The following is a 13,222-nucleotide window of genomic DNA, read 5'->3' on the forward strand; positions in this document are numbered from 1 at the left end:
TTCAATCCTACATGCAACAAATTACAGATACGGTGATAATGGTAAGGCCCGTGGCCTTTAGAATGAACGAGCAAACGGCTGTAAATAATTATTTTCAGGAAGATATCGATCTTAAAAATGCTGAAATTAATAAAAAAGCACAGTATGAATTCGATTCATTTGTGGCTAAATTACGCGGCATTGGGATCAATGTTTTGGTGATTGAAGATGATAAGCAAATGGATACGCCAGATTCCATTTTTCCCAATAACTGGATCAGTACACATGAGAATGGTAACATTGCGATCTATCCCATGTATGCTGAAAATAGAAGAAAAGAGCGCAGAGAAGAGTTTTTTACTAAGATGGAAACTGCTGGTTTTGCCATTAATTCCGTTGTAGATTATACCGCTGCAGAAGAAGAAGATATCTTCCTGGAAGGTACAGGAAGCATTGTGCTAGACAGAGTGAATGAAAAGGCATATTGTGCACTTTCGCCTCGAGCAGATGAAGAGCTTTTTATAGAGTTCTGCGAGGATTTTGGCTATTTTCCGGTGGTTTTTACTGCATTTCAGACGGTTTCTGGGGAGCGACTTCCTATTTATCATACTAATGTGATGATGTGTCTTGCAGAAAAATTCTGCGTGATCTGTCTTTCCAGTATTGATGATAAGAAAGAAAGAAGCGTTGTGATAGATCACTTACGTGATAGCGGCAAAGAGATTATTGCTATTACTGAAAAACAAGTTGCTCAATTTGCAGGTAATATGCTACAGGTGCGTAGTAAAAGCGGGGAGAAATTCCTTATCATGAGCAATTCTGCTTATAAAAGTCTTGATCAAAATCAGATTGAAGCTATAGAGAAATATTGCGAGATCGTAAGCAGTAACATAGAGACGATAGAAACCTGCGGTGGCGGTAGTGCGAGATGTATGATGGCTGAGGTTTTTCTGCCTAAGAAATAGATTCTTTTCGCTTTTGCGAAATATCAATTACCCATAAAACAATCATCAGGACCATTAACAAACTTAGAGGTAAGGAGGTTATGATAAGCAGTTTTTGCATGGCGGTAAGTACATCACTATCTGCTTTTGCGTGACCTAGTAACACAATTCCCACACAAAAAACCGTCAAAATTATACTCCACATTAATCTCTGTTTTTTACTGGGGTCTGGATTGCCTTTATCTGTAAACATACTCAGAACATAGATTGCTGAATCTACCGAAGTTACAAGAAAGCTCACCAGCAAAATGATCACAACCATATTTATAAAACCCTGAGCGGGATAATGCTCCAGAAATACAAATATTGAAGTGAACACATTATCAAACTCACCGGAGTAACTTCCCCAACTGTTTATCATTTCAAAAGCTGATTGCCCAAAAACAGTGAACCAAAAAAATGTTCCCAGCGATGGAATCAATAAGACGCCGATTATTATTTCGCGCAGCGTACGTCCTTGAGATATTCTTGCAATAAATATTCCGGTAAATGGCGCCCATGCCAGCCAGAATGCCCAGTAATAATAAGTCCAATCAGTTAAAAAAGCTTGCCCGGGATCGTATTTTCCTATTGCCAGACTCATCGGGATAAAGTCTATGATGTAACGATAAAATGAGGTAAAAAACTGCTTTGAAACAGCCGGAATATCACATTGCATAAAAACAAAAAGAAGCAAAGCGACTGTGAGATAAATATTCCAAGTAGAAAGCCTTTTTATCCCTTTATCTACACCGCTCAATGCAGAAAATAATGAGAGAAAACCAATCAAAACTACAAGTGCGATAATCGTAGTGTATCCAAAGTCTATTTCAAAAAGATGATTAAGACCTCCTTTTATTTGTGAAGCTCCTAAACCTACTGCGGCAACTAACCCAAAAACCGTCGTTAATATGGTCAAAATGTCAATAAATTGGCATAAAATCGGTGATTTTTCAGCATTAATTTTAGTCGGTAGTAATCTTGCAAAAGTACTGCTGGTGGCAACAGGCAATTCTCTTTTGAAAATTGCGTAGCCTATGGCGAGCGCAAATACAGCATAAAAGGCCCAGGCTGTAAAACCCCATTGGTAAAATGTAAATTCTAGTGCAATTGTTTCTGCTGTAGACTGGGTTGCCAGCGGTGGATGTTGCTGCATAAATACCGGTTCCTGCACAGCTCGTAGTAAAATACCCGCTCCCATCCCTGCGCTGTATAGCATAGAAATCCACGCTAGGCGCGAAAAAACCGGTTTTTTATCTTGTTTTCCTATTTTGTATTTACCCCAAGGCGAACAAGCGATCACAACTAAAAGTAAAACGCAGCCTAACCCCAAATACAAATAGAAAGGGCCAAAGTAAGTTCGCACCCATAGTGATGCTTCTTCAATGGCATTATATGTACTTAGCGTTTCAGCGTAGAGGAAAAATGAAAACACAAGTAAAATACCCAGTGAAATACTGAGCAGGGAATTGCGCTTTAAATAGGAGAGTAGTTTTATGCGAGTTGGTTTTTTGGTTTATAATTGGCGATGTTGCGTATCATGCCTTCAAAAATAAAATAGTGAAAGGGAAGCATCGTGTACCAGTACAATCTTCCAAATAAACCCTTAGGTCTAAAGGTAGCAGTCTGGTGTAAAACATTATTATCATCTATTTCCCATTCAAGCCAGGCTTCTCCGGGAACTTTCATTTCCGCGAAAAGCAACAATCTTTTTTGATCTTTATCAGCTAGAAGAACGCGCCAAAAATCGAGTGAATCACCTTCAAAAATACGATTAGGATGTGTACGCCCTCGACGGAGGCCAACTCCGCCCACCAGTTTATCCATATAACCTCGCATTTTCCATAGAGGATTACCATAATACCAACCTCTTTCGCCGCCAATTGACCATATATTTTCCAAGGCACTTTCAGGATCTTTAAGTGGGATTTGCTGCCTGTCTTTCAAACAACCAAATTCAGGCACTTTTATGTATTTGCTCAGGTCTTTTCTAAATCTTCCGCTTATCATAGAATCTTTCCAGCTGGAGACAACCTGATTTTGCTCTATTTTTTCAAAGGCCAGTTTGATGGCACCCTCATAATGAATGGGTTCTATATTTAGAATTTCCTGAAGTCTCGTGTCTCGAGTGATAACTTCAATGCGCATACTGTCAACCAGATTTAATGCAAGCTTGTAAGAGGTTGAGGTAACAAAATATAACCAATAGGAAGATAGTTTTGGACTCATCACAGGAACATCTATAATGCTTAGTGAAAGCCCTCTTATTTTTGAATAGTTAAGCATCATCTCTTTGTACGTGAGAATATCAGGGCCGCCAATGTCAAAAGAGTCATTATAACATTTCTCGTTTCCCAGAACGCCGGTGAGGTATTGCATAACGTTGCGTATAGCAATAGGCTGGCATCGGGTTTTCACCCATTTTGGAGTGACCATAACGGGAAGCTTTTCGCATAAATCCCTTATAATTTCAAAAGAAGAACTTCCTGAACCTACAATGATAGCAGCACGTAATACAGTAAGATTAAAATTGCCTTTGTAAAGAGTTTCCTCTACATTTTTACGGGAACGCAGATGCTTGCTTAAATTCTTTTCATTTATAATTCCGCTTAAATAAATAACCTGTTTGCAATTAGTGTGTGAAAGGTATTCTTTAAAATTTTTCGCAGAGCGTTCTTCCTTTTCGTCAAAGTCATCTGTTGATGACGTCATTGAGTGAATTAGATAGTAAGCTACATCTATATCTTTTGGCAACAGATCTGGTTGAGGTTCTTTAAGAAAATCAATCTCAACGATGGTGATTTTTTCTTTAAGCTCTTTATCAACTGCTAGTCTTTTCTTATCGCGTACGGTGCAAATAACATCGTGACCCAATTCCAGAAGTTGAGGTAACAATCGCAAACCAATATATCCATTTGCACCTGTAAGTAATATTTTCATTTTATGAGATGTAAACTTATTTGATCAATTCTTAATGTGGTTAGATAAGAAAGGTTGTTACATATCTTCTGGGCCAGATGAGAACTGCTCTGCTTTGTAAGACATAACTTTTTTTACAAATTTATGAGTAGCGCTATCTTTTGATCTGGCTCTTATTTTAATGAAATAATTATCTCTGTAAATGCTGTATTCTTCGGCTTTGCCTTTGTAGAGAGATAATTTGTAATAGGGAATTATTAGCGCGTATGATTCTAAAAGTGACCTAAAACCTACAATTATTCCTTTGGGTCGCATCTCGATATTACAAGTGTTGATGTAGCTGTCGAGAATAAGCAGGTTATTTATTTCTACGCTCGTACTTGTTATGAAAAGTTTAGATGAGCCAATGCCGCCCATTTTTATACGCTCCCGGAGTGTAAAAGGCGGGCCAACTTCTTCATTGATTTGCGTTTTTATTTTGGGATTGTTGTAAGAGACGTTTAACAGCATAATCTTTTTCTTGTTTTAAAGATACGAATTGCTGTGATAAAGATAGAGTTACGAGTCGTTTTTAGCGTTCTCTTAGGGCTTTCAAATTTTCAGCTTTAAGACGTATCTTTGCGCCTTCATAAAAATAGATATGAACCTAGAGCAGATTTTAATACCAGCCGTTAAAAATGCGGTATCCCAAATATTTAATGCAACACTTGAAAATGTTGAACTTCAGCCTACGCGAAAGGATTTTGAAGGTGATATTACAGTTGTGGTTTTCCCAATACTTCGCGTTGTAAAAGGTAATCCCGCTGTTATTGGTGAACAAATAGGGAAATATCTGGCCGAAAATGTGCCTGAAATAGCCGATTTTAACGTCGTAAAGGGGTTTTTAAATCTTGTGGTTTCAGATTCATATTATCTTGATTTTTTTGAAGGAATTAGAAGTGATGCAAACTTTGGCAGAAAACCAGCCGAAGGAAAAGCGGTGATGGTAGAATATTCTTCGCCCAATACAAACAAACCTCTGCATTTAGGGCATGTGCGTAACAATCTCTTAGGGTATTCTGTTGCTGAGATTATCAAAGCTTCCGGAAAGAAAGTTTACAAAACACAGATCATAAACGACCGCGGAATTCATATTTGCAAAAGTATGCTCGCCTGGAAGAAATTTGGTCATGGGGAAACTCCGCAATCTACAGGATTAAAAGGCGATAAGCTTGTTGGGAATTACTACGTGAAGTTTGATAAAGCCTACAAAGAGGAAATCTCTTATTTGGTTGCTCAGGGAAAAACGCAGGAAGAGGCAGAAAAAGAAGCTCCACTTTTAAAGGAAGCTCAGCAAATGTTACTTAAATGGGAAGCAGGCGATCCTGAAGTTGTAGAACTTTGGAAAACTATGAATGGCTGGGTCTATGAAGGTTTTGAGGCAACTTACAAAGCTCTGGGAGTAGATTTTGATAGTTATTATTATGAAAGCAACACCTATTTATTAGGTAAGGATAATATAGAAGAAGGGCTTAAAAACGGAGTTTTTTACAGAAAAGAAGATGGCTCAGTTTGGTGTGATCTCACAGCAGACGGACTTGATGAAAAAATAGTTCTGCGCAGTGACGGTACAGCTGTTTATATGACTCAGGATATTGGTACCGCGATACAACGCGTAAAAGATAATCCTGATGTGGGCGGCATGATCTACACCGTAGGAAACGAGCAGGATTATCATTTTAAAGTGCTTTTTCTTATTCTGAAAAAACTGGGTTACGATTGGGCAAAAAATCTATTCCATTTAAGTTATGGAATGGTCGATCTGCCAAGTGGAAAAATGAAAAGCCGCGAGGGAACTGTGGTTGATGCAGATGATCTTATTGCAGAAATGGCAAATACTGCCGAAGAAATTTCAACCGAACTTGGTAAACTTGACGGCTACAGCGAAGAAGAAAAGAAAGAACTTTATAAGACCATTGGTCTGGGTGCTTTAAAATATTACATTTTAAAAGTTGATCCTAAAAAACGCATTCTTTTTGATCCGGAAGAGTCAGTAGATTTTCAGGGAAATACGGGTCCTTTTATACAGTATACCTACGCGCGTATTCAGTCAATTTTACGCAAAGCAATAGAAAATAAAATACCGGTTGAGGTTGCTCATAAAGATCTTCATCCCAAAGAGAAAGAATTGCTTAAACAGATAGCGTTATATCCTAACATGATTCAGGTGGCGGCAGAAAATCATAGTCCGGCAATTATTGCAAATTACACCTACGATCTTGTAAAAGAGTTTAATTCTTTTTATCAAAATGTATCTATTCTGGGAGCAGATACCGAAGAAGAGATCAGCTTTCGTGTTGCATTATCAGGTAAAGTAGGCGACGTAATTGAGTCTGCTTTTAAGCTTTTGGGAATTACTGTTCCTGAAAGAATGTAAGAACTGCAAAAGCGAGTTACTTACTATTAAAAGTATATTCTAAAACTAGCGTTGGGTGTAATTCCTAAGGAGTTTTTGTTGATCTCGACTGCCTTAGTTTCATCGGTTGCATTTACCTGGTAATAACGCTGCAGGATGTTTTCGTTATCCAGAACATTGAGAACCCCAACGTTGAATTTTGCATTTACACTTTCGCTAATCTTAAAATCATAAGCCGCTGAAACATCTACGCGCACAAAATCATCCAGATTTTCAGCATTTGGTTCGGCGTAGTTTACAACCCTGTTATTTCCGTCTTGAACGGTCTCTTCACCTTCAATCGGTGCAGTGTAAGGATGACCAGATCTATATAAAGCACCAGCTGAAATCTTGAGATTTTTAAGAATATCATAATTGGTTGCCAGCGTGAATGAATGGCGAATGTCTGTATTATTTGGAAAGTTCGTTGGGATAAAGTTTTTAAACGTATAATCGTTCTGCGAAAAAGTATAACTAAGCCAGGTGCTAAATTTATTAGTGGTTTTGTTGATTATAAATTCAAAACCTTTTGCGGTGTAACTCCCTGTGGTTTTTAAGAATTGAAACTGATTCTGAAAACCTTGATTTGATGCCGTAATACCATCTACTTCTTTATAAAAACCGGTCGCATCAAGATACCAGTTATTTTGTTTAAAATCTATACCGAAAGAAATCTGTTTGCTCTGAATAAGCGGAATATCTTCATCATTTGCGAGAATCCATCGTCTGTTTTCTACACCCAGAAAATCATCTTCAAAGTCGATAATTTGCGTCGCAGTCTGATATTTGTACTCTCCAAGCAGTTTTAGGGCAATTTGACCCGATATTTTTTGACGAATGTTTAATCGGGGTTCAACCCTGATTTTATCAAATTCTTCAAAATAAGTAACACGAGCACCACCGCGTATGAATGTCGTCCCGTGGTTGTATTCTAATTCACTATAACCGCTGTGACTGCGCAGCACATCTTTTTTACGCTCATTAAATAACGGATTGCTAACACGGGTTGCGTTGCGTATTCCCGTTTCTGTGAATTGATAACCGTTTAACCATTTAAAATGGGTCATGATCTCGTAAAAAGCATTTAGTTTTATTCCGGTTTCCAGCACTTCATTTTGCTGTGTTAGCAGCTGGTCTGTCTCAATGCGCAGATCGTTTGCGTCAATATTATATTTAGTATAATACGCGTTTAATTTTGTGTGAAAACGAGAATTCCAATCAGCTTGCCAGCTTCCGCCAAAAGCCATATTCTTTTGAGTTAATTGGCTCGATTTGCTCGCCATTTCTCCATTTGTGATCACATGTTCACTGTAGTCAAGTTTGTTATCTATGCCTATAAAATTTGCTCTAAACTTATGTTTTTCATTCGCGTCATAAAGCAATTTTGCAGTATAGTCGTAAAAATAGAATTGTGATTCGCTATTGGCTTGACTAGTATTGTTTTCGCTATTGCGAATTTCAGAGTCTTCGAAACTTCTTCTAAAGTACTCATCATACGTTGGCGTGTTCCAACCATCTGTAACAGATCTTCTGCCCGATAGATGCACAGCTAATTTATCACTTAACGGAATCTCAACAAAAGCATCACCGCTAATTAAATTAATGCCGGCGCCACCTTTTACATGATCCGGAATTTCATCTTTAGTGTACATGCTAATTGTGCTGCTCACACCGCCACCATATTGGCTGCTCGTTCCATTTTTGCTTACTTCTACACGCTGCGTGAGATTAGGATTGTAGGCAGATATAAGTCCGAAGAAATGACCAGAATGGTACATCGTAATATTGTCCCAAAGCATTTGGTTCTCATCATGAGTACCGCCGCGCACGTTTATGTTGGCGATACTTTCATTAACACTTTCCACACCCGGAAGCACCTGAATGGTTTGCAGAATGTCAGGTTCTATTAAACCGGGTAAAATACCGAATTTTTCAGTGTTTAAGACCGTTTTTCCATCAACCGATTTCTGTAAACCCGTGGTTAGGAACTTCGTCACGATCACTTCAGAAAGAGCGTAATCCTGTTGATTCAGTTTGATTATTTTACAAGGTTCATCGGGAGTAAAAAGGTCTAATGCCTTAATTGTCTTTTCACCATAACCCAAATAGGAAATTAAAATTTCCGCGGAAGCGCTAACGTCTTTGAGATTAAAAGCACCAAGACTTGATGTGATGGTGCCCTGTGATTGATTCTTAAGAACAATACTAGCGCCAGTTAAAGGCTCACCGTTTATGGCATCCTGCAGAATTCCACAGATGGTAATCTTCTTATTCAAGCGAGAAACCGTGATGTATCTGTCATTGAGATTCTCGTAAAGAAGCGGTGTATTTGTGTTGAGGTAATTTAGCGCCTCATTTATAGATTCAACAGTAGGAATATCTTCCATCTCTATGCCCTCAATATCTTCAACAGCGTAAGAGAATTTTACATCAAATCTGGTCTCAAGTTCAGAAAGGTATTTTTGTAATGACACCACAGAATTTTGCTGAGCGAAAGCAGGCAAAGCAAAAAGGATCATTGTGAGCAGGATAAATTTACTCACCCTTATAACTGTATAATTCTACTTTGTCGCCGTCTATTTTATAACTCAAACCTAGCGGAATTGTGACTGACTGTAGTGCGATATTTTTATCGTCGTGTGTAAAACTACCCGTAAATAACGCTGAAGTGTCAACTTTTGAAGCATTTATAGTAAGGTCATATTGTCTTTCTATTTCGGCGATTACTTGTTCAAGCGGTACTGCTACAAAACTGCTCTCGTGCATCATCCATGAAGGTTGAGTGCCTAAAAGGCCTTCAATTTTTTCTGCTCTGCCATTTACTACGCGATATTTATTACCACGAGTAAGAATAATCTCTTCATTGTTATAAGTAACAGCAACTCTGCCTTCAAAACATTCTACCTCAAAATAGTTTAGTCTATTTTTTACATTGAATTGCGTACCCAGAACATTTATTTCTCCGGCTGAAGTTCTTACTTCAAAATCACTGCCCTTTGTTACTTTAAAAAATGCTTCTCCCTCAAGAGTAAGTTCTCTTTGTTCCTTCCATTTTTTCTCGTTGTAAGCAATTTTACTTTGTGCATTCAAGACGACTTCAGAATTATCTGGTAGTAAGGTAGTCGTAGTTTCTGCAATTTTAGTTTTTACCGTTGTAGATTGGTTGAAGAAAATAAAATAAGAAGAAACGACCAGGACAATCAAAATTGCGGCCGCCTGATAAAAACCTTTAAAATTTGGCTTTATGACTTTGTTCTTTTCGCGATCAGCAAGACGTTTTTTTAAGTCTGCCAGAGCATCATCTTTATTTACCGCTGGAGCTTCAAGATCTGCGGCATATTCTGCTATAGCAGAATAATCTGTATAATCCTGAGTAGCCTTAAAAGCCTCCAGTTCTTGAGCGGTCATCTCGCCATTAAGCCAGCGGTGTATTTGCTTTTCGTCTTTCATTATTAGTATGCTATCAATAGTAGAACAATTAAAACCCGTTTTACCCTACCTTAAAATTGTCTTTTTTAAAGAGTTGGAATTTTTTCTTTTAAAATCTTTAACGCTCCACTCATTCTTTTTTCTACGGCTTTTACAGAAATGTCTAACATCTCTGCAATTTCGCGGTATTTCTTCCCGTCTATTCTGTTTAGGAGAAAAACCTCACGTTGACCGTCAGTAAGGTCTGCAATTGCATTTTGCAGTTTAGTTTTAAACTCCTTTTCTTCTAAAACAAATTCCGGACTCAGGTTTGTTTTATCTGGTCCCTGATATTCATTTTTATAATTAAGCACAACTTTCTGGTGCTTTACTTTATTGAGAAACAGATTGTTTATTGTAGTAAAAAGGTAGGTTTTTGCCTTAGTAAAGTCGATTTTGCCACAGTTTTCCCAGATTTTTATAAAGGCTTCCTGCGCCAGATCTAGCGCATTATCACTATCGCCGCATTTGTAGTATGCAAAATTCTTAGCGTTTGTAATGTAGCTGGTATAGAAGCCATTAAAAGAGGCTTCATCGCAGAGATTTTGTTGTAGGTCTTTCTTCAAAATGAACGATTAAGGGTGGCTAAAAATACAGCTTTTCTAATAAACTTAAGGCTTAGCGACCGCTAACTTCAATTTGATCTGGGGTGATGAGAGTGAAAAGACACTCTATTTTAATGGTGTTAACAGGCTGTTTTTGAGTAACTAGAGGTGTTTTTTATTGCTTAGGCGAAAAAAAAGTAGAAATCGGGGTAGGGTAATTTAATTCCCAATTGTTTTACTACCGAAAGCGAGCAGTAACCAACTCGCATAAATTGAAAAAATTCAAAATCTAATAGTATGAAAAATTTAAAATCAATTTTAGGAATAACGGTTCTGTCATTATTTCTTTTTGCCTCTTGCCAAAGTGAAGAAGATGTAACGATAGGAGACGACCCAAACCAAAGTACAAACAGCGCCGACTCTGAAACCGCAGATCTTATGGCACGTAATACTGCGCATGATGGTAGTGAAGACGATTTTCTTGACGGTTTAAGCTGCTCATCTGTCGTTCTTCCTGTTGTAGCAGAAGTGAATGGGCAGGAATTAACAATAATTAGTCAGTCAGATTTTGCGCTTATAGCAAACATTTTTGCTCAATTTACAAATGATGAAGATGAGGTGAACTTTCAGTTTCCTATCACAGTTACCATGAGTGATTATACTGAGGTTGTAATTAATAATCAGGCCGAGTATGACACTTTAAAAGATACCTGTACAGAAATAGACAGCAAAGAAGAAGATGCTATAAACTGTCTTGATATAGATTACCCGATCACTGTTTTTACTTACGATGCAAATGCAGAACAGACCGGTAGTGTAGTTCTTGATGGTGAGCAGGAAACGTATGTTTTCTTAAATAATCTTGGTGAGAGTGATTTCTTCAGCGTAAGCTATCCTATAAGCCTTATGGCAGAAGGTAACTCTGCAATCATGATCAACTCTGATGCAGAATTTAAAAACGCTCTAGAATCTTGTGAAGCAGATGACGATATGCAGGCACAAGCAGAAGCAGAAGCTAAAGCTGCCGCAGATGAACTTGAGGCCATATTAACTGATGCAACTTTTAAAGTTGAGACAGGTATTAATAACGGAGTAGAATTTACTGAAGATTTTGTTGAGTTTACTTTAGAGTTTGCTAATGACGGTGAGGTGATCGTGAGAAATACACTTACAAATACAGCTGCAAGTATAGAAGGAAGCTTTCAGGTAGTTTCTGAAACAAATGTAAATCTAGAGCTGTCTTTTGCAGGTAATAGCACTTTTAATATCATAAGTGATCAATTTGAAGTAGTGAGCCAGAATGAAAGTACAATAGAGCTACAAAGTTCTACTAACAGCGCAGTTACTTTAGTGCTTACAAAAATGGAATAACCTGATTTAATGTTCGGGAAGTTGGGAGAAACCGCCTTTACTCTAAATATGGAGTAGGGCGGTTTTTATGTTACAGATATATGAAGACTAAGCAGTAAATAATTCTTTATACTTAGGCTTCAAAACCTTAAATTTGCTGTCATAAAATTGAAGCGAAACCTATGTTTGATAATTTAAGTGATAAGCTGGATAAAGCGATGCATGTGCTTAAGGGGCACGGCCAGATTACAGAAATAAATGTTGCCGAAACTCTTAAGGAAGTAAGACGTGCGCTTGTAGATGCAGATGTTAATTACAAAATAGCAAAAGATTTTACCAGTACAGTTAAAGAAAGAGCACTGGGGCAAGACGTTCTTACAAGCGTAAAGCCAGGGCAGTTAATGGTAAAACTCGTTAAAGATGAGTTGACAAATTTAATGGGTGGTGAAGCAGAAGGAATCAATCTTTCTGGTAATCCTACCGTTATTTTAATGTCAGGACTTCAGGGATCTGGTAAAACCACATTTTCTGGTAAACTCGCCAATTTTTTAAAGACCAAGAAAACGAAGAAACCTCTTCTTGTAGCCTGTGATGTGTATCGTCCTGCGGCAATAGATCAGTTGCATGTTGTAGGTGATCAAATAGGAGTAGAGGTATTTTCAGATAGAGAGAATAATGATCCTGTTTCTATCTCTAATGCGGCTATCGCTTACGCGAAACAAAACGGTCACAATGTTGTGATCATAGATACTGCGGGTAGACTAGCGGTAGATAAGGCGATGATGACAGAGATCGCAAACATACGTGATGCAGTCCAGCCACAGGAAACCTTATTTGTTGTAGATTCTATGACGGGGCAGGATGCTGTGAATACGGCAAAATCATTCAACGATACGCTAAATTTTGATGGTGTTGTTCTTACTAAATTAGATGGTGATACCAGAGGTGGTGCCGCTTTATCTATTAAGACAGTAGTAAATAAGCCCATCAAATTTATTGGTACAGGTGAGAAGATGGAAGCGATAGATGTATTCTATCCTTCTCGTATGGCAGATCGTATTCTTGGGATGGGAGATGTTGTTTCACTTGTAGAGCGTGCACAAGAACAATTTGATGAAGAAGAAGCCCGCAAGCTGCAAAAGAAAATTGCTAAAGATCAATTTGGTTTTGATGATTTTCTAAAGCAGATTCAGCAGGTTAAGAAAATGGGGAATATGAAAGACCTTATAGGTATGATTCCCGGTGCTGGTAAAGCGTTAAAAGGTCTTGATATTGACGATGACGCTTTTAAACACATCGAAGCTATAATTCACTCAATGACTCCGGAAGAACGTACAAAACCTGCAGTCATCAACAGCAGCCGAAAAAAGAGAATAAGCAAAGGTTCTGGTACAACCGTACAGGAAGTGAATCAATTGCTTAAGCAATTTGGCCAAATGAGCAAAATGATGAAAATGATGCAGGGTGGCGGCGGCCAGAAGATGATGCAGATGATGAATAATATGCGATAAAAATCGGGTTTTAGAGGCTAAAAATCAGTTAAA

10 protein-coding genes are annotated in these 13,222 nt (G+C 38.0%); 4 read left to right on the plus strand and 6 right to left on the minus strand.

The features are described from left to right. Positions 1-11: 11 nt before the first annotated feature. Complete coding sequence (ctlX, locus tag ACH3O9_RS10705) at positions 12-944, plus strand: citrulline utilization hydrolase CtlX (RefSeq protein ID WP_416440233.1); 933 nt, start codon at positions 12-14, stop codon at positions 942-944. Here the strand turns inward: ctlX and ACH3O9_RS10710 are convergent. Genes ACH3O9_RS10710 through ACH3O9_RS10720 form a run of 3 tightly spaced genes read right to left on the minus strand, consistent with a single transcriptional unit; the run spans position 934 to position 4,391 of the window. Then, positions 934-2,460, minus strand: a complete 1,527-nt coding sequence (locus tag ACH3O9_RS10710; RefSeq protein WP_416446669.1) for a BCCT family transporter — start codon at positions 2,458-2,460, stop codon at positions 934-936. The two genes, ctlX and ACH3O9_RS10710, sit on opposite strands and share 11 nt — an antisense overlap. Next, entirely contained in the window at positions 2,457-3,902 is a 1,446-nt protein-coding gene (locus ACH3O9_RS10715) for an SDR family oxidoreductase (RefSeq protein WP_416440235.1), read from the minus strand. The genes ACH3O9_RS10710 and ACH3O9_RS10715 overlap by 4 nt, the downstream gene beginning before the upstream one ends. A gap of 57 nt (positions 3,903-3,959) precedes the next feature. Then, a complete protein-coding gene (locus ACH3O9_RS10720; protein ID WP_416440237.1) occupies positions 3,960-4,391 on the minus strand; it encodes a hypothetical protein in 432 nt (143 codons plus the stop codon). Positions 4,392-4,521: 130 nt separating this feature from the next. On the opposite strand from ACH3O9_RS10720, the gene argS reads away from it, so the two are divergent. Further along, entirely contained in the window at positions 4,522-6,297 is a 1,776-nt protein-coding gene (gene argS, locus ACH3O9_RS10725) for an arginine--tRNA ligase (protein ID WP_416440239.1), read from the plus strand. A 26-nt stretch (positions 6,298-6,323) separates the two neighbouring features. Here the strand turns inward: argS and ACH3O9_RS10730 are convergent, their stop codons facing one another. The 3 genes from ACH3O9_RS10730 to ACH3O9_RS10740 form a co-directional block, all read right to left on the minus strand. Beyond that, positions 6,324-8,858 (minus strand): carboxypeptidase-like regulatory domain-containing protein, encoded by a 2,535-nt coding sequence (locus ACH3O9_RS10730; protein WP_416440241.1) that lies wholly within the window; start codon positions 8,856-8,858, stop codon positions 6,324-6,326. Continuing rightward, positions 8,851-9,765: a FecR family protein gene (locus tag ACH3O9_RS10735; protein ID WP_416440243.1), complete on the minus strand. Its 915-nt coding sequence runs from the start codon at positions 9,763-9,765 to the stop codon at positions 8,851-8,853. The genes ACH3O9_RS10730 and ACH3O9_RS10735 overlap by 8 nt, the downstream gene beginning before the upstream one ends. Before the next feature lie 65 nt (positions 9,766-9,830). Then, positions 9,831-10,349, minus strand: coding sequence for an RNA polymerase sigma factor (locus ACH3O9_RS10740; RefSeq protein WP_416440245.1), 519 nt, complete (start codon positions 10,347-10,349; stop codon positions 9,831-9,833). 276 nt (positions 10,350-10,625) lie between these two features. On the opposite strand from ACH3O9_RS10740, the gene ACH3O9_RS10745 reads away from it, so the two are divergent. After that, positions 10,626-11,699, plus strand: coding sequence for a hypothetical protein (locus ACH3O9_RS10745; protein ID WP_416440247.1), 1,074 nt, complete (start codon positions 10,626-10,628; stop codon positions 11,697-11,699). A 161-nt stretch (positions 11,700-11,860) separates the two neighbouring features. After that, on the plus strand, positions 11,861-13,189 hold the full coding sequence (gene ffh / locus ACH3O9_RS10750; protein ID WP_416440249.1) for a signal recognition particle protein: 1,329 nt from the start codon (positions 11,861-11,863) through the stop codon (positions 13,187-13,189). Positions 13,190-13,222 lie beyond the last annotated feature (33 nt).

It is taken from the genome of Leeuwenhoekiella sp. A16 (genome assembly GCF_047946675.1).
GTDB lineage: Bacteria > Bacteroidota > Bacteroidia > Flavobacteriales > Flavobacteriaceae > Leeuwenhoekiella.